Source organism: Paenibacillus tepidiphilus (assembly GCF_008635795.1).
GTDB classification, from domain to species: Bacteria; Bacillota; Bacilli; order Paenibacillales; family Paenibacillaceae; genus Paenibacillus_AQ; species Paenibacillus_AQ tepidiphilus.
On sequence record NZ_VWRQ01000003.1, the window covers coordinates 1 to 16,966 of the forward strand.

A 16,966-nucleotide genomic window follows, 5' to 3' on the forward strand; every position below is an offset into this window, starting at 1 on the left:
CTTTCTTGGTGGACTTCGACAATCCCGAGAATACCCTACTTTTTTGTTGCCTGACTAGGCCCCAAATCTTGGTACACAACTTATTTTACGCCATCCTCAAAGGCAAGACATTGTGGTCGGTTTTTCGTCTACGTTCATTTGCTCTGTTTACCTTCAACGTAGTCCATTATGGTCGATTTTTCGCCTACGTCTGCCCTATTTACCTTCACGCTAGCCCATTATGGTCGATTTTTCGCCTACGTCTGCCCTATTTACCTTCACGGTAGCCCATTATGGTCGATTTTTCGTCTACAATAGGATTGTTTAGCCGGACTGTGTTGTTTGTCGGCCTGTTCACGGGAAACGGATGTAGGCGTGGACGTTCCCAGCCTTACACACAAATAGATGGTGAATAGCTGCAATTTGATGCGGTCAAGGTACTAGTACAGCCGATGCTTGTAGCCTTCATCGAGCCTTGCGGCGATGTCGTCGGGCGTCATCCCTTCGGCCCGGGCATGCTGCGCCAGCATTTGAGCGGCAGAAGGAAGCTGTTCCTTCGCCGGCCACGTGCCCGGCTCCCATAAACGGGACCGCAGCATCGCCTTGCCGCAATGGAGAAACCCTTCCTCCATCTGAACGACAATCCCGACGGCAGGATTCTGCCCCTGGACCGCCATCCCCGCCAAAAGCTCCTGATCACTGGTGATGTATGCCCGGCCGTTGATCCGCAGGGTCTCCTTAAGTCCGGGAATCAGAAACAGCAGCCCGATCTGCGGATTAGATACAATGTTGCGCAGGGAATCTATTCGTTTGTTACCCCGCCGCTCGGGGATAACCAGATACTCCTCATTGATAACCTGTACAAATCCGGGATGATCCCCGCGCGGGGATACATCGCATTGACCTGCGCTATCCGCTGTGGACAGAATTACGAGCGGAGACTGGGCAATGAAATTCCGGCAGGGTTCGTCCAGCCGGGCAATTACTTTATTTAGAACCAGCGTGCCCGGCTCACCGATAATGCTGCGCAGCTCCTCTTCACTGCCGATGAAACGGCTGCGGTCAATAGGTTTTATCATACATACTCCCCCTTCCTTAGGTCACACCCGCAGATGCACTGCCGCCGGAATGATCCGGGCTGCAGCTTCAGCCACATGTCTGTGGCAGGTCATCATCACGATCTGCCGCCGCAGCCCCAGCTCTCCAATCAGCTCCAGCGCCGCCCCCAGGCGGCCGTCGTCAAAGTTGACGAACAGGTCGTCGAACAGCAGCGGTAAGCGGACCTGCCGGCTCATCGTTTCGGCGAGCGCCAGACGGATAGCCAAATACAACTGTTCCGCCGTACCGCGGCTGAGCAAGGTACTGTCGAGCAGCCCTGTTTCACGGTGCTCCGCCTTCAGTTCTTTGTGGCCAAAGGTCATGACGATGCGGCGGTATTCTCCGCCCGTCAGCTTGCTGAAATAAGCGGACGCCAGCCGGAGTACTTCCGGCTGTTTCTCCTGTTCGTAGATTCTGCGGGTTCTGCCGATCAGCTCGGCGGCCAGCGCATGTACCGCATACTGGGCAGCGATGCCGCGCAGAGCTGCACGCTGTTCCTCCAGTTGCTGCAGCACATTATCCTTCATACAGCGTTCTTTCAGGTACTCGCGTTCCTGCATCAGCTTGCCCCGCTGCTGAAGCAGCGCAGTCCGCTCTTCTTCAAGTCCGGCTGCCTCGGCATCGGCAGCCGCCAGCTGCTGGGCCAGCGCTTCGGCATCCCGCTGCTCCAGCAGCTCCAGCAGCTCCTCCCTGCCGCCGCTCTCCCAGCCGCCGAACATCGCCAGTTCCCACTGGCGGACGGAACGGCTCAGCTCCTCGCGCCGGTGGGCTGCCGCAGCGCGGCGCAGCAGATCTTCGCCGTCACCGGCACCGCCTTCGCGCAGCAGGGCCGCGCGCCGTATATGCAATTCGTCCAGTTCCCGCTCCTGCTGCACCAGCTCTTCCCGGATCTCCCGCATCCGCTCCAGATAACTGTCACGGCGCAGCAGCTCATTCTTCAGACTGTCCCAGGACCGTATCCGCAGCTCCAGCCAGCCCAGTAACGACAAATCGCGCGTTTCCCGCTGCCGTAGTTCTGCCGGTCCGGTCTGCTGCTGTTCCATGGCAACATAACCCATCCCGGCGTCTATACCGCTTTGTATTTCTGTACTCTCTATAACACCATTCGCAGCTTCATTCATGTTCGGAATGCCGCTTTCCGGATTCCTGCTGCCCGCTTCCCAAGCTGTCTCTGCCTCACTGCGCAGTCTGTACACTTCATCCTCATAAGCTGCGCATTCCTCCGTCAGCACCCGCAAGCGGGCCAACAGCTTGTTCTCCTGGCGCAGCAGCTCATTGCCCTGCTCCACCCGGGCGAAGATGTCCGGCAAGCCTTCAGGCGACAAGCCCTCCGGCAGCCGGCGCTCTGCCAGCCAGCGCCCGTAAGCCCCGTCCAGCTCCATAAACTCCGCCTCGGCGCGCTCCAGCTCTTCGGCCAAGGCCCGCTCCTGTCCAGAGACCTTGTCCACCTCCAGCCGGCAGGCATCCCGTTCAGCGCCGAGCTGGTCGATGCGCTGCCGCCACCCCTTCCAGCCCTCCATCAGCCGGCGCAGCTCGCGCATGCCCGCCTCCAGCCCCTGGGCATCGGGGCTGTTGTCCCCGCCCGGCCTGCGTCCCGGCCGGGCCAAAGCGCTCTCCGGCTCCGCCCCGGAGAGCAAGAGCCCCCGCAGCCGCAGCATCTCGGCTGCGGCCGGGTCCGCCCCGCCAGGCTGCGGCGGGGCACCTTCCGGCCGGCCCGCTGCGCGCAGGCCGGCCCATAGGGCCAGGTCCGCGGCGGCCAGCAGGCCGAGCGCGGACCAGAAGCTGACCGGCGGCGCATCGGTCAGCCACAAAGCGGCCGGCAGCAGCAGCGTCAGCGCTGCGCCCGCCGCAAGCCCGCGCCGCAGCAGAGCGGCGCGGCGGCCGGAGCCGCGGCTGACGCTCCCGCCGCGGCGCTCCTCCCCGCCGAGCTGCGCTTCGCGCCAGCGCTCGGCGGCCTGCTGCAGCTCGTCCCAGAGCTGCAGCGTCTCCCGAGGGCTGCGCGGAGCGAGGCCCGCGAAGGCATCGCCGCCGGCCGCCTCGCGGGCCAGCGCGCGCTCCGCCGCCTGCAGCGCAGCGGCTGCGGCGACCAGACGGGTGCGGAGCTGCTGGCGCTCCGCCTCCCGCGCCTCCATCCGCCGGTCATAGGCGGAGAAGGCGGAGGCATAGCGGCGGGCAGCTTCGCGGTCCGCCGCACCGGCGGTGAAGGCGGCCAGCTCGGCGCGGCCCCAGCCGGCGTCGATGCTGCGCAGCTCCCGCTGCAGGTGATCCTGCAAGGCGGCCAGCTCGGCTTCCAGCCGCTGCAGCTCCGCCTTGCGGTCTTCATAGACGGAGCGCCGGCGGTCAAGCTGCTCCAGCAGCGGCCCCTGTGCTTCCAATAGCGCATCCGGAGGGTTGCGGCCGATTTCATCGGTGAGCTGGCCTTCCTGGCGCTTCAGGCGAAAAACAGCCGACTGGGCAGTGCTGACACTGCTCTCCAGCACCTGCCAGCGGTCCGCCGCATGCTCCGGGAACGCTTCAATCAGCGGCAGCTCGGCCAGCTCCAGCCGGGCATCGCGCCACTTCAGCCACAGCCCGCGGATATCCAGCGCCTTGCGCAGCTTGATGCGCTGTGCTTCGGCCCTGCCGCGCGCTTCTTCCGCGCGCGCCAGATCGAGCTCCGTCTGCTCAAGCGCGGCCAGGTTCGCGTTATATCTCGGCAGATAGGAACGGCTTTCGGCGACTTCACGCTCCAGCTTCTCAATGGACTGCAGCACCTTGGCTGCCTCCTGCACCTTGCCGCGCGGTTTGTACAGCTTGTCGGCTTCCTGGACCAGCCGTTTCTCGGCGCGCATAATCTCGCCGCCGCCGCCCATGCCGGCATGGAACAAATAGCTGCTCATCTCCTCCGATTGCAGGGCGCCCAGCTCCTGCAGCTCGTCCAGCGAAATGGCAAACAGCTGATGGAACATCTGTCTGGACATCCCGCCGAGCAAACGCCGTTCAAGGTCGTTCTGCTGCAGCTCCTCTATGCGCCCGTCCGGATGGCTCGCTGTAATCGCCAGCTTCTCGCCCCGGCCCTGTTCGGCACCGGAAGTATACCGGCGGATGCTCCACAGTACACCTGAATCGTCCAGTGCACTGAGCGTGCCGCCGTGAATACCGCCCTGCATGGGCTCATAGCGGCTTTCCGGATTGGCTCTGCCGGGAATGCCGAACAGCATCGCCCGCATGAACTGCAGTGTGGTGCTCTTCCCGGCCTCATTACGGCCGTACAGCACGGTCACCCCATCGCCAAGCTCCAGTTCGCGGTTACGCAGACGCCCGAATCCGCCGATCTTCAGCTGCTGTATCTTCATGTTGCACTTCCACGCTCCTGTCTGCCCTTGCTTGAATCATGATCCCCGTCCGCATCATTCCGGCCATGCTCCAGGCCTGCGGCCGTCTCCTCCCGAGCTTGTCCCAGTCCGGGGATATTCTGCTCCCCGACTGGCAGCGGCACCCCCTCGGCGCGGGATGCAAGCTCTTCGTCGCCGCTCAGCAGCGTAATGGAAAGCTCCACCGCGCTGCGCAGCCAGTCAAGCTTCTCTTCGCTGCCGGCGGTGGACAGCAGCCGGCGCAGCTCCTGCTGCTCCAGCAGCGGCTTGAGCGCACCGGCGACCAGCTCCTCCAGCGCTTCCGGGGATTCCTGCAAGCTGCCGGAGTGGCGCAGCATTTCCCCGAGAAAGCTGTCTTCAGCAAGCAGACGTTCCCGGTCAACGGGCAGCCCCGACTCAATAGCGAAGCTTTCGATCCAGACCAGACCGGCATATTCTCCGCGTTCCGCGCGCAGCGCCTCCCGCCGCCGCAGCTCAGCCAGCAGATCTTCGGCTGCCCCTTTCTGGGCAAGGCTGCGGTGCACAGGTCCGCGTCCGGTAATGCGGAACCGGACCACCGACATCATGCCGGGCAGCTCCAGGCGAAGCGCTTCTACCGCCTGCTCAACAGCCGCTGTCCACTGAGCTTCGCCCTCCAGGCTCTCAATGGACAGCTCGCGGATCTCCCAGCGGACGGCGTCCAGCTCATGAAACTGCAGAACGGGTACGCCTCCTGCGTCCACATCGACGATGTAGCAGCCCTTGGGTCCCGTCTCCTTCACACTGCGGCTCTGAATATTGCCCGGATAGACAATCGGCGGGCGCTCCTGCAGAATTTGCCTTTTATGTATATGTCCAAGGGCCCAGTAGTCGAATCCCCGGTCAAGCAGATCCTTCCGTGTACACGGCGAATAAGTCTCATGCTGCAAATCCCCGTCCACATTGCCGTGCAGCATGCCGATATGAAACAGGTTGCTGCCTGGCATACGGCTGTATTGCAGCGCGGTATTCTCCGTCACTTTGGCTGTGGGATAGGAAATGCCGGCAATGACCGCCACCTCCTTGCCGTCTTTGCGGCGGCGGGCGACCGCCTGTTCTGGCCGCAGTCCGCCGAAGACCGTCACCAGGGGCGGCGGTTCCGTACTTAGCCGTGGTCCGTCCAGCGGGTCATGATTGCCGTGAATGATATATACGGCAATGCCGCGGCCTGACAGCTCCTGCAGCGCCTCCTGGAAGCGGAGCTGTCCCTGCAGTGAAGCGTCCGAGACGTCATAGACATCTCCACTGATGACGACGAAATCCACTTCCTGCTCTACCGCTACACGAACGAGCCGCCCGAGGGCGGCAAAGGTAGACTCCCTCAGGCAGGAGCGTATTGGCTGCGGAAGAGCGGACAACCCGGCGAACCGGCTGTCCAGGTGCAAATCCGCAGCATGCAAGAACCGAAAGGCTTCCATCCGCTCACCCTTTCGTCCCTGGCTGATACTGCAAATAGGTCTTCTTCAGCTCATTGGCTACGCGGGTCAGAGAATACTGGCTTTTCGCCTTGTCCCAGGCAGAGCGGGACAGCTCATAGCGGTAGCCCGGATCGCTGATGACCTTCTCCAGCGCATCGGCCAACGCCAGCTCGTCATCGGGATTGACCAGGAGCCCGTTGACGCCGTCCTCGATCTGTTCGGGAATCCCGCCGACATTGGTGCCGACCAGAGCCAGACAGCTTAGCGCAGCTTCGGCGAACACGGAGCCGAAGGCTTCCGCCCGCGACGGCAGGACGAAGATGTCGAAGAAAGGCATGAATTCTTCCGGATGCAGCGTATACCCGTAAAAAATCGTCTCATTATAGATGCCAAGCCCCTGCGCCAGGGACTCCAGCGCCCCCCGGGACGGTCCGTCTCCAATAATATGCAGTACATATTCGTGGCCACGGCTCTTCAGCTCCGCACAGGCTTTAAGCAGCGTATCCAGCCCCTTGGCCGGAACCAGCCGGGTTACGGTGACCAGCTGCGGGATGCTGTTGTCGTGCGGGACAGGCTTAAATCTTTTTTCATCAAAACCGTTCGGAATGACCCCGATCTCTCCGGGTTGGTCAATATATTGTCCCATATATCCGGCAAACGCCTGCGACACCGTCATCAGCCGGTCACTGACCAGCTCAAGCTCGCGGTAAATCGAGACCAGGAAGCGGTGCTCCAGGCCTCCCTCCTCGATCATGCCATTGAGGATCAGCTCGCGTTCGTAGCTGGAGTGCAGCGTCTGGATCAGCGGAATGTCCGGATAAATTCTCTTCATGGCAAGTCCGGCTATCGGATGATGAGCATGGATCAGATCATAATTTTTGCTCATCCGCAGCTTCGTCCACCAGATATAATCCCTGTAGGTCTGGATATATTTTTGCACAACCGGGCTTTCACCGTACTGTGTCCAGTCAAAGGTTTGGAACACGATCTCTTCCCGTCCCTTGCCGCGGATCCGCTTAGGCAGCCAGAACAAATCCATCTCCCAGCGGCTGGAACGGAAGCGTTCCTGCAGATACGGAATCATGGAGGATACCCCGCCGGGTTGCTCCGGAGGAAAGAATAGCGCTTGCAGCAAATTCATAAGGTACGTCCCCTTTACAATTGCCCTGATTACGGTGAGACCCGGCAATTATGATATAGTTGTAAATATGTACATGAACAGGTACGCTGAGGTCCCATACTTTGATTTTATCGGTAACCACCTGAAACAGCAACCATATAAGAACGGTTGTGCCCTTGAAAAAGACAGGCAGCGGCACCCGCGTATCATGCGAACAACACCGGAGGAGAATGAGTAATGACAGAACAACGGCTGCCCGCCGCTTATATTGAAGCCATTAGAGAGCTGCTCGGTCCGGAGGCCGAGGCTTTTCTGGAGAGCTATGATTCCCCGCGCACACAAGGATTGCGTTATAACCTGTTAAAAAGCGTTCCCGGCCGCCAGGCCATGGAACAGGCCATCCCGCAATTTGCGCTGAAGCCGATACCCTGGTGCCCCTCGGGCTATTATTATGAGGAGCCGGCCCGGCCCGGCCGCCATCCCTACCATGCCGCCGGACTATATTATATTCAGGAGCCTTCGGCAATGTCCGCAGCCGAACTGCTGGCGCCGCAGCCCGGTGAGACGGTGCTGGACCTTGCTGCCGCCCCCGGGGGCAAAACGACCCATATCGCTTCATTGATGCAGGGGCAAGGACTCCTCGTCTCAAATGAAATCCATCCCGAGCGGGCCAAGATCCTCGCAGAGAATGTGGAGCGACTCGGCATTGCCCATGCGCTGGTCGTCAGCGCTGCGCCGGGCGAATTGTCCCGCCGTTTCCCTGAGGTCTTCGACCGGATCATGCTCGACGCTCCCTGCTCCGGCGAAGGCATGTTCCGCAAGGACCCGGCGGCGATGGAGGAATGGTCACCTGCGCATGTGGAGATGTGTGCGGCCAGACAATGGGACATACTGCAGGATGCTTACCTGATGCTGAAGCCCGGCGGCCGGATGGTCTATTCGACCTGCACCTTTAACCGGCAGGAGAACGAGGAGACGATATTCCGTTTCCTGGACGCCTATCCCGATATGGAATTGGTGGAGCAAAAACGCCTGTGGCCGCACCTGGCCAAGGGAGAGGGTCATTTTGTGGCACTGCTGCACAAGGCAGCGCAGGAGGAGCCGGCCCGAAGCCGCGTTAACCGCAGCGGGAAAGGGAAGAACGGGCCGGGGATTACCGCCGCTGCACGCGACGCCCTTAAGCAGTTCAGTGCTTGGGCTGCAGCTGAGCTGCCCGGCTATCAGGCCGGGGGCGTGCCCGTATTGTTCGGCGAATCGCTGTATCTGCTGCCGGAAGCGTTCCGGGACAGGCTGCAGCTTGGCCTGCTCGACGGCCTGAAGGTGCCCCGCGCCGGCCTGCATGTAGCCCATCTGAAGAAGAACCGCATTGAGCCGGCCCATGCCCTGGCCATGGCCCTTCAGCCGGGTCAGGCGGCGCGTTCCTTCGACCTTGCGGCAGACAGCCCGGAACTTGCAGCCTGGCTCCGCGGCGAGAGCCTGCCCGTCCCCGCCGAGCTTCACGGATGGACCATAGTGAGCGTAGACGGCCTGCCGCTTGGCTGGGGCAAAGCCAGCTCCGGCCAACTGAAGAACCATCTGCCCAAGGGCCTGCGTATCCAAAAAGGCTATGTGAGCGAAATGTAGCCGCCAGCCAGCGTCAGCTGTCCAGTACCTGTTGGTCAACATCATTTGTTAATCACCCGTTGCCAATTCAGTTTTTGCTCCAGTTACAGCTGCTTACACTTTCAGCTACTTTTACATGGGGAAGTTACAACTTCCGCACAGTCCCAAAATATAAGCAAAAGGCATAAAGCTGGCTCCCGGAGAGCTGCCTTATGCCTTTTGCTTTATTGCCTATGCGATTACAATTACCTATACCATTACAAACAATATTTGATCAAAGCGTCACGCACCCCGTGCTCATTGTTCGTTCCAGTCACCGCATTTGCCGCCGCCTTCACTTCAAGCGGTGAGTTATCCATCGCGATGCCTAGTCCGGCATAGGTAAGCATGGAAATATCATTGTAATAATTGCCGACAGCCAGTACTTCCTCACGTTCGATTCCGAGCTTGGCGGCCAGATTCTTCAGAGCATTGCCTTTGGAAGCCTCCGGATGCATGAAATCAATGAAAAATTCACCGCTGCGGAGAATATTATACTGCTGGGTCCAAGTTCCCCATTCCCGCGCAGCCTCATCCAGTATGTCCGATTTCGTGAAGACCGTAAACTTCACCACCGGTTCGCGGAAATCCTCCCAGGCCGGGAGCGAGGCAGGCATGATCCGGAAATGCTCATACATATAGAGCGCTTCCTTCGTCAGGTTCTCCACATTGTCCACATACATGTCAAACGCTGTATTGATATCAAAGTGTATCCCGCGCTCGCGGCAATAATCGATATACGGGTTAAGTCCGCGTGCATCCATCCCGTATTGATGCAGCACCTCGCGGTCTTCTACACGCACTGTCGCTGCACCGTTATGGCCCAGAACATAACCGCCGAGACCCAGCTCTTCCATAAAAGGCAGCGAATTTTGCGGGCTGCGCCCGGTACACAGAACGATCCGCCCGCCTTGCCGGGTTACCTCTGCGATCGCTTCCTTATTCTCGGCACTTAGCCGGTGGTCATCATCCAGCAGCGTTCCGTCCACATCCAGCGCAATCAGCTTGTATTTCATGCTCCACCATCCTTATCTCTGTCTTACTCTTCTCTCTATCGCACAACACGCTACGTACTCCTGCCCATCATACACCAGACTTATCAACCGGCATCGTTATTCAGATCATCCGGATATAAAATGACGCCTGCTTCTGCACAGCTTCAACCTCGTGGTTCGCCGCTTCAAGCTTCCCCGCTCTGCGGAGTGAGCAGCTTCAGCTCTTCCTCCGTCAGCTCACGGCAAGCGCCTAGCGGCAAGCTTTCATCCAGCTGCAGGGTGCCCATGGACACACGTTTGAGAAAAACAACCTTTTTGCCGACCGCCTGGAACATCCGCTTCACCTGATGAAATTTCCCCTCGGTTATGGTCAGGGAAATATAGGAAATCGTCTTGCTTCCGCGTTCTCGGCTGAGAATGGTCAGCTCTGCGGGCTGTGTAACGTAGCCGTCATCCAGCTCCACGCCGGCGGCGAATGCGGCCACATCATCCGCGTCCACCTCGCCCTCCACCGTTGCCTCATACGTCTTCGGTACATGCTTGCGCGGCGACAGCAGCTCATGGGCCAACTGTCCGTCATTCGTAAGCAGCAGCAGGCCCACCGTGTCTTTATCCAGTCTGCCTACCGGAAAAGGCTCAAAATGCGCCTGCTCCGGCCGGAGCAGATCCAGCACCGTCCGGTCCCGTTTATCTTCGGTGGCGGACAGCACGCCCGCCGGCTTGTTCATCATCAGATAGATATATTCACGGTACACCACCGGCTCACCGTTGACCTCCAGCTGATCACGGTAGGGGTCCACATGGGCGCCGCTGTCTTTGACCACTTTCCCGTTGACACTGACCAGCCCCTGCTTGGCCAGCTTGCGGATATCGCTGCGCGAGCCGATGCCTATATGGGACAGAACCTTATCGATCCGCAGTTTTTTGCCGCTATTCTCTGTCGATGCCATTGCCTTAACTCCACCTCCATCCAGCCGGATATTCATTCTTCAGTATTCCGTCCTGCCATTTGCCCCAGCCGGCGCTGAAGCCGTCGATGCAGACCAGCACATAGCCTTTGGGTCCGTTCCCTTCCTGCAGCATCAGCCGCTCCGCCGGGATGGACAAGGTCTCCCCTTTCAGATAGGAGACCGCTTCACCGCCTGCAGAGGACAGGGACAGGCTGCGGCGGCTCTCATCCTGCCGCAGTGCCGTGGCCAGCGGATGGCCGGGAATGAACCGGCCGTTCCGCAGCTGGCCCATGTACCAGCCCGGGCGGACGGCTTTCAGTCCGGCCAGCGCTTCCTGGGGCAGCGGCGAGAGGTACAGATGCTCGCCGAACAGCACAGGATAGCCTGACGGCATCCAGCCCAGCTGCTCCCGGGCAAAATCGCTCCAAGCGGAGAGCAGCTCACCCGCATCCGCGGCTTGCCGGCGGCCACCTGAACCGGTGGCCTGGCTGCCGGCGCGGCCGCCCTTGCCTTTATGCCCGGCTTCCGCTCCGGCCCAAGGCGCTTTGCCGCCCCGGCTGGCGGCAGAGCGGTCAAATCCCCGCTTGCCGCTGTCATCCCGGCCCGGCAGTCTCTTGCCGTCACGTTCGGCCTCTGCCCGGATTACGCCGCCCCGGCTGCTTCCAGTCGCTCCGCCCGGCGTCCGCTCTGTAATACGCAGCGGCTTGTCCGCCGCAGCTTGGGCTGCTTCTGAGTCCCGCACCTCGTCCTCATCCGCTTTATTCAATCCGCCATGGCGCAGCACAGCCATGAAATGGCCCTCGCCCTTGACCTTGTGCGGCCAGAGACGAGCCGCTTCGGGCAGATTGCCCAGCCCGGGGGCGAAGGCGCCGGTTCCTCCCACCGGGACCGGCTTGAACTCCGGATGTCCGGCCAGGAACTCGCCGATCATCCCTTCGTTCTCCTCGACCGCAAAGGTGCAGGTCGAATAGACCATCGTTCCGCCCGGCTTCAGCGCCTTGGCTGCGCTCGCGAGAATCTCGCGCTGCATTGCGGCATATTTCAGCGGCGTTTCCGGCCCCCACTGCTTGACCATATCCTCGTCCTTGCGGAACATCCCTTCGCCGGAGCACGGCGCGTCGATCAGGATGCGGTCGAAGAAGCCGGGAAAGGCTTCGGCAATCCGCTCCGGACTTTCATTCAGCACAATCCCACTCCGCACACCGTACAGCTCCAGGTTCTTGGCGAGCGCCTTGGTGCGCTCCGGATGCAGGTCATTGCTGACCAGCATGCCTTGGCCCTGCAGCTTGCCGGCGATCTGCGTCGATTTGCCGCCCGGCGCGGCGCATAAATCCAGCACGCGGTCGCCCGGCTGGACACCCAGCAATTCCACCGGAGCCATGGCACTCGGCTCCTGGATATAATACAGCCCGGCGTGATAGTAAGGATGCTTGCCGGGCCGGTCCCCTTCTGCGGTATAGAAGCCGCCGGGACACCACGGGATCGGCTCCCGCGCGAACGGAGCGACCTCCCGGAAACGCTCCGGCGATATTTTCAAGGGATTGACCCGGACCCCGCTGTATGGCGTAGCCTGATATGTCTCAGCGAACGCCTCATATTCCGATCCTAACATTTCCTGCATTTTCATCTTAAAAGCACTGGGCAATTGCACCGCCATGCTGCCGTCCTCCTGCTTGTCCCCGTGTTGGGGCCATGAATAATTTCAGGAACACCCGGCATGGGTGTCCCTGAATAAGTGAACCTATTGATGCCGCTTAGGCTGCGGCGGCCGTGGGCCGCGCTGCTGATGCTCATTCCGCTCAATATGCCGTGCGGCCGCTTCCACCTTCCGGGCCAGCTCGGGATCGACAATATCAATGGTCAGATCATAATAAGCGAACGGCTCTTCCGCATAACGTTCCAGCCGCCGGGCATAATCTCCGGTCTCCTGCACCAGCCTGCCGAGATCAATGCCGAGCGTACGGTCCGGATACCCCCGGAGGACCCGGTGGGCACCGCCAAGCATCAGGGTTCCGCCGCGGACATTGCCGTTGCGGAAGTGATAGAGCCCCACCGCCACTTGAAGAAGTGCTTTATATAACGGGTCGCGCTCTTTGGCCAGCCATAATTCCTCAAGCACCTCGTGGCATTCGAAATAATCGCGGTCCCGGTTGAAATACACCAGGTAAGCCAGATAGAGCGGTTCATAGCCCATCCGGGATATTGTCCTTCTTGGCCTTAGAGATCATTCCCCGCACATGGTCCAGCAGCTCTTTCATCGCTTCCATATCGTGGGCCTGCCAGATTTCGTTGAATTTCTGCTGGCTTTCAATCGCCTCGTTGACCAGGTGGTAGAAATACAGCTGATGAATGGCATGCAGCACCTGGGTAGTCGTATTCGAATTATCTTCGAACGTCTTCTGTGCGTCGAGAATCTCGTCGCGGATGCTCGACATCTCGCTGTCGAGGATCGCGGCGGCTTCGGCTGCCGTCTTGAGCCGCTGCCGCATTTCGTCGGGCAGGCTCTCACGGTATTTATAATTCAGCGAATGCTCGATCGTCGCCCAGAAATTCATCGCCAGCGTGCGGATTTGAATTTCGGCCAGCACGATCTTTTGACCAAGGGCAGTCTGCACCGGATACTTAATGATCATATGGAAGCTGCGGTAGCCGCTTTCCTTATAATTGGTGATATAATCCTTCTCGTACAGCACCTCAAGATCCTTGCGGGCACGGATGTATTCCGCCACTCTGCGGATGTCCTCCACGAACTGGCACATAATGCGGATGCCGGCGATATCCTCAATGCCTGTTTCCAGGTCCTCCATCTTGACGTTCAGGCGTGTGGCTTTTTCCAAGATGCTGGACAGCCGCTTCACGCGGCCGGTCACGAACTCGATTGGCGTATACTCTTCTCTCTTCTTCAGCTCACCGCGCATCGTTTTAAATTTAACCTTCAGTTCTTCCACTGTCTGTTCATAAGGAAGCAAAAAAGTTCCCCAGTCTCTGCCGTCCATCGCCTTTGTCCTCCTGTCCATTCATCCTTCAGTGATGATCTGCGCCCACCGCTTCCAGGATATTCCGGTAACCGTCGCGCCGCAGCAGATTTCGCAGTCCGGCATGCAGCCGGCGGTTAATTTCCGGCCCTTCATAGATGAGAGCTGTATAAATCTCGACCAGGCTGGCGCCCGCCCGTATCTTGTCGTAAGCGTCCTGGCTTGTAAAAATCCCGCCCGAGCCGATAATCGGCAGCTTGCCCCCGGTCTGGCTGTAAATCCGGCGGATGACCTCCGTAGACCGGTCACGCAGCGGTTTGCCGCTGAGCCCGCCGGCCTCGCCCGCCTTCTCACTGGTCAGCCCTTCCCGGCTGAGTGTGGTATTGGTAGCAATCACACCGTCCACACCCGCTTCCGTCAGTGTATGTACCATGTATTCAAGCTCGGCGTCGCTCACATCGGGAGCGATCTTCACGAGCAGGCTTTTGGCGGCTCCGCTGCTCTTGCGCTGGATATCCATTTCGGCCTTGACCTCCGCCAGCAGCCGGGTCAGTTCGCTGCCATGCTGCAGGCTCCGCAGGTCCGGCGTATTCGGCGAGCTGATATTCACCACAAAAAAATCGCCGTACGGATACAGCGTCCGGATACATTTGCGGTAATCCTCATGGGCAAGCTCGTTCGGCGTCACTTTATTCTTGCCGATATTGACCGCCACCGGAATCCGCCGCCTCTTCAGAGCCGCAAGGCGTCCAGCCATCGCTTCGGCGCCCTCATTATTGAAGCCCATCCGGTTAATCAGCGCTTCGTCCGGCACCAGGCGGAACAGCCGCGGGCTATCGTTGCCGGGCTGTCCCTCAGGCGTCACTGTGCCCACTTCCATGAACCCGAAGCCGATGGAGGAGAAGCCTCCCACCGCTTCGCCGTTCTTATCCAGGCCGGCGGCCAGCCCCACCGGGCTGGGAAAGTGAAGACCGAACAGGTCGACCGCCAGATCGGGTGTCTCCGGAACGCCGTACATAAGCCGCATACCCGCGCTGCCGCCGGGCACGAAAGCCGCCTTGCTCAGTCCGCCGATTACGAAGTGATGCGCCTTCTCCGGGTCCATTTTAAAAAAAATCGGTTTGCCAAGATGTCGATACAGCACCGCTCTCGCTCCTTCAAGGGATAACCCGTGTTGACCACCATTTCCCCGTGTCTGTGTAGTTTCAACTTAATTTTATCCGTTTCCGGAGGAAAAGAAAAGTTTTTTACCCGGCCAAGCACAGGTCATGGAGGGGGCGGTATAGTAATTTTGCGGCAAACCCATTACAATGTAAGGGTAATCACCGATAAAGAAAGAAGGATGACAATTATGTCCCAAAAACGCAAACCGCCTACCATCCAGCAGAAAAAAGAAGAAGTCAACCGCAAAGCTATCCTGTGGATCAGTGGAAGCCTGGTCTTGCTCATCGCCCTTTTTGTGGTCCTTTTTATTGTTACAACCTAATTGAGCCAGTGATAGACCTTGTGGGGGTTAGTCTGACCGGGCGCAGTCTGCGCAGTAAACCGCTTCTCCGGCAGCAGCAGCTCATCGGGCAAGCCCCCTTTCGCAATGACTACCTTCGTCCCCTTGGGGGCCATGGCGAACAGCTCTTCCACGTCCGCGCGACTCATCCGTATGCAGCCCAGCGATTCATCCTTGCCGATGCTGTCTTCCTCATTCGTGCCATGAATGGCATAGTCCGTGTCCGAGAGCTGCATGCCGCGGCTGCCGAATTCGCCGTTGTCATGTCCGTTCGGGTTCACGACCTTGTCGGTGATGACAAATGACCCCTCCGGCGTGCGTTCTCCTCCCAAGCCTACTTCATAATTACGCAGAATAATTGAGCCGCTGGTTAAAGCCAGACGGTGATTTTGTTTGTCTACAATAATAGTAAGCGGAGCATTGAAAAAAGGAACCTGCGCCCCGCCGCTCTGTCCCTTCCCTTCTGCAGGCGGAGCAGCCGAAGCCTGCGGCGCAGGTGCTGCAGCAGGGTCTGCTGCGGCTGCCATGCCGCTGACCGCAGCCGCTCTGCGCAGCGGCGCGAACGCTTCCTCCATCAGCGGTGTCGTTCCGCCGAGCATATTGCCGGGGAACGGCGCCGTCAATTGCTTCAGCGAATCCGGCAGCGTTCCCTTGCTGCTCTTGTAAGTACGCATGGCGCTCCACAGCACCGCCAGCTGCTCTTCCCGCTCCTGCCATTGCCCGGCCTGCCGCTGCAGGTCTTCTGCACCCGGCACCTCACAATTGCAGGCCGCCTTGTCGTAGGACTGGACCACGGTTCTGCCGCTGCCATCGTTCACCACAGCGGCGGCAAGCGGCAGCTGCTCCTTCCACAGCAGCCACTTGCCGGCCCGCTGCATGCCCAGCATCACCGTGGCGGAAGCCGTGCCCGGCTTCATCAGGGCGGCCATAGCTTGGCCCGAAGCGTCTGCGGCAAGCGCCGTGAACTTCAGCCCCGGCGCAGCCTCCTCCGCCAGCTCTTCGCCTGCAGGAGCCGGATCCGGCCCCGCCAGCTTCTTAAGCAGATTGTCTGCATTGAAGGACAATAGCTCTTCGGGCAGGGATGGCACAGCCGGCACGCCCGGCGCATCAGCAAGCGGCAGAAACATGAGCAGCAGCAGCATAACCGCTACCCACAGCCGCCGCTTCCGCAGCTTGCCCGCATGCCGCTCCCGTGCGCTATCAAGCAGCCCCGCTTCATATTCGCGGAGCATTTCGGCCGGAACCTTGCTGCGTTCGAAGGCTTCATACACCTCTCCCGCCTGGTTATAGCAATAGTTGGCTTTGCCCTGCTGACCGTTCTTATCATATTCCTTGCCCAGCAAGTACCATGCCATTTTGTTGTCCGGATGCATTTGCACATAAGCCTTGAGATGCTGCGTATTGTTCATGAGTCTCCTCCGGGGGCCACAATTCTTTTTCTTTCTATATCGGATAGAGGCGCAAAAAAAGACATCCCTCTGCCGAAATTACTTCCGGCGTAGGAAATGTCTTTATACATATAGGGAGTCTTCCCCCTATCATCTGCACAGAACTGAAGCTTCCGGCAATTAGCCTTCTTTATTAAAAGGCGCATCCGCAATTTTGATCGAATCGGTCGGACATCCGTCGCAGGCATCCTGCAAATCGTCGAATAAATCATCCGGAATCACGGTTACACCGCGGTTGCCGTCGTTCTCGTAAATTACTTCCGCCAAGCCTTCATCATCGTAATCATAAATATCAGGGGCCGTAGCGCCACATGCACCGCAAGCAATGCAGGTATCTTTCTCGACCCAGGTGTACTTAGCCATTTTATCTCTGCCTCCCGTTAAACAATACAGTCCCCCTAAACGGACTGTTGATTGTATCATATTAATATAAATAGAATGTAATTTCAACAGGTTAACCATTTCGC

14 protein-coding genes are annotated in these 16,966 nt (G+C 59.4%); 2 read left to right on the forward strand and 12 right to left on the reverse strand.

The genetic code is table 11. The annotated features are described in order from the left end of the window. Window positions 1-419 precede the first annotated feature (419 nt). Genes F1379_RS04215 through F1379_RS04230 form a run of 4 tightly spaced genes read right to left on the reverse strand, consistent with a single transcriptional unit; the run spans window position 420 to window position 7,007 of the window. Window positions 420-1,058: a pyridoxamine 5'-phosphate oxidase family protein gene (locus F1379_RS04215; protein WP_150266708.1), complete on the reverse strand. Its 639-nt coding sequence runs from the start codon at window positions 1,056-1,058 to the stop codon at window positions 420-422. Window positions 1,059-1,079: 21 nt separating this feature from the next. Further along, a complete protein-coding gene (locus tag F1379_RS04220) occupies window positions 1,080-4,412 on the reverse strand; it encodes an AAA family ATPase (RefSeq protein WP_150266710.1) in 3,333 nt (1,110 codons plus the stop codon). Next, window positions 4,409-5,866, reverse strand: coding sequence for a metallophosphoesterase family protein (locus F1379_RS04225; RefSeq protein ID WP_150266712.1), 1,458 nt, complete (start codon window positions 5,864-5,866; stop codon window positions 4,409-4,411). The genes F1379_RS04220 and F1379_RS04225 overlap by 4 nt, the downstream gene beginning before the upstream one ends. A gap of 4 nt (window positions 5,867-5,870) precedes the next feature. After that, complete coding sequence (locus F1379_RS04230) at window positions 5,871-7,007, reverse strand: glycosyltransferase family 4 protein (RefSeq protein ID WP_150266715.1); 1,137 nt, start codon at window positions 7,005-7,007, stop codon at window positions 5,871-5,873. A 216-nt stretch (window positions 7,008-7,223) separates the two neighbouring features. Between F1379_RS04230 and F1379_RS04235 the strand changes: the two genes are divergently transcribed. Next, window positions 7,224-8,609, forward strand: a complete 1,386-nt coding sequence (locus F1379_RS04235; protein ID WP_150266717.1) for an RsmB/NOP family class I SAM-dependent RNA methyltransferase — start codon at window positions 7,224-7,226, stop codon at window positions 8,607-8,609. 236 nt (window positions 8,610-8,845) lie between these two features. Here F1379_RS04235 and F1379_RS04240 read toward each other — a convergent pair whose 3' ends face one another. From F1379_RS04240 to F1379_RS04265, 6 genes are all read right to left on the reverse strand, one after another. Continuing rightward, window positions 8,846-9,643 (reverse strand): Cof-type HAD-IIB family hydrolase, encoded by a 798-nt coding sequence (locus F1379_RS04240; RefSeq protein WP_150266719.1) that lies wholly within the window; start codon window positions 9,641-9,643, stop codon window positions 8,846-8,848. Between the two features lie 164 nt (window positions 9,644-9,807). Further along, window positions 9,808-10,572: a pseudouridine synthase gene (locus F1379_RS04245; protein ID WP_150266721.1), complete on the reverse strand. Its 765-nt coding sequence runs from the start codon at window positions 10,570-10,572 to the stop codon at window positions 9,808-9,810. A 4-nt stretch (window positions 10,573-10,576) separates the two neighbouring features. After that, entirely contained in the window at window positions 10,577-12,229 is a 1,653-nt protein-coding gene (locus tag F1379_RS04250; protein WP_150266724.1) for an RsmB/NOP family class I SAM-dependent RNA methyltransferase, read from the reverse strand. An 84-nt stretch (window positions 12,230-12,313) separates the two neighbouring features. After that, the gene (locus F1379_RS04255; protein WP_150266726.1) at window positions 12,314-12,766 is read right to left on the reverse strand and encodes a DUF309 domain-containing protein; all 453 of its coding nucleotides are present in this window, start codon (window positions 12,764-12,766) and stop codon (window positions 12,314-12,316) included. Continuing rightward, window positions 12,756-13,568 (reverse strand): GTP diphosphokinase, encoded by an 813-nt coding sequence (yjbM, locus tag F1379_RS04260; RefSeq protein ID WP_150266728.1) that lies wholly within the window; start codon window positions 13,566-13,568, stop codon window positions 12,756-12,758. Before yjbM ends, F1379_RS04255 begins: the two co-directional genes overlap by 11 nt. A gap of 28 nt (window positions 13,569-13,596) precedes the next feature. Beyond that, on the reverse strand, window positions 13,597-14,691 hold the full coding sequence (locus F1379_RS04265) for a quinone-dependent dihydroorotate dehydrogenase (protein WP_150266730.1): 1,095 nt from the start codon (window positions 14,689-14,691) through the stop codon (window positions 13,597-13,599). A 207-nt stretch (window positions 14,692-14,898) separates the two neighbouring features. On the opposite strand from F1379_RS04265, the gene F1379_RS30515 reads away from it, so the two are divergent. Next, a complete protein-coding gene (locus F1379_RS30515; protein ID WP_275262120.1) occupies window positions 14,899-15,033 on the forward strand; it encodes a hypothetical protein in 135 nt (44 codons plus the stop codon). On the opposite strand, the gene F1379_RS04270 is transcribed toward F1379_RS30515, so the two are convergent. Both F1379_RS04270 and F1379_RS04275 read right to left on the reverse strand, forming a co-directional pair. Next, complete coding sequence (locus F1379_RS04270; RefSeq protein WP_150266733.1) at window positions 15,030-16,460, reverse strand: L,D-transpeptidase; 1,431 nt, start codon at window positions 16,458-16,460, stop codon at window positions 15,030-15,032. The genes F1379_RS30515 and F1379_RS04270 overlap by 4 nt on opposite strands. A 159-nt stretch (window positions 16,461-16,619) precedes the next feature. Then, on the reverse strand, window positions 16,620-16,862 hold the full coding sequence (locus tag F1379_RS04275; RefSeq protein ID WP_150266735.1) for a ferredoxin: 243 nt from the start codon (window positions 16,860-16,862) through the stop codon (window positions 16,620-16,622). Between the last annotated feature and the right edge of the window lie 104 nt (window positions 16,863-16,966).

Excerpts from the sequence above, each read along its gene's own strand:
- yjbM (WP_150266728.1), bottom strand. The coding sequence starts at position 13,568 with ATGGACGGCAGAGACTGGGGAACTTTTTTGCTTCCTTATGAACAGACA.
- F1379_RS04250 (WP_150266724.1), bottom strand. The coding sequence starts at position 12,229 with ATGGCGGTGCAATTGCCCAGTGCTTTTAAGATGAAAATGCAGGAAATG.
- F1379_RS04230 (WP_150266715.1), bottom strand. The coding sequence starts at position 7,007 with ATGAATTTGCTGCAAGCGCTATTCTTTCCTCCGGAGCAACCCGGCGGG.
- F1379_RS04220 (WP_150266710.1), bottom strand. The coding sequence starts at position 4,412 with ATGAAGATACAGCAGCTGAAGATCGGCGGATTCGGGCGTCTGCGTAAC.
- F1379_RS04235 (WP_150266717.1), top strand. The coding sequence starts at position 7,224 with ATGACAGAACAACGGCTGCCCGCCGCTTATATTGAAGCCATTAGAGAG.
- F1379_RS04245 (WP_150266721.1), bottom strand. The coding sequence starts at position 10,572 with ATGGCATCGACAGAGAATAGCGGCAAAAAACTGCGGATCGATAAGGTT.
- F1379_RS04255 (WP_150266726.1), bottom strand. The coding sequence starts at position 12,766 with ATGGGCTATGAACCGCTCTATCTGGCTTACCTGGTGTATTTCAACCGG.
- F1379_RS04225 (WP_150266712.1), bottom strand. The coding sequence starts at position 5,866 with ATGGAAGCCTTTCGGTTCTTGCATGCTGCGGATTTGCACCTGGACAGC.
- F1379_RS04215 (WP_150266708.1), bottom strand. The coding sequence starts at position 1,058 with ATGATAAAACCTATTGACCGCAGCCGTTTCATCGGCAGTGAAGAGGAG.
- F1379_RS04270 (WP_150266733.1), bottom strand. The coding sequence starts at position 16,460 with ATGAACAATACGCAGCATCTCAAGGCTTATGTGCAAATGCATCCGGAC.
- F1379_RS04240 (WP_150266719.1), bottom strand. The coding sequence starts at position 9,643 with ATGAAATACAAGCTGATTGCGCTGGATGTGGACGGAACGCTGCTGGAT.
- F1379_RS04275 (WP_150266735.1), bottom strand. The coding sequence starts at position 16,862 with ATGGCTAAGTACACCTGGGTCGAGAAAGATACCTGCATTGCTTGCGGT.
- F1379_RS30515 (WP_275262120.1), top strand. The coding sequence starts at position 14,899 with ATGTCCCAAAAACGCAAACCGCCTACCATCCAGCAGAAAAAAGAAGAA.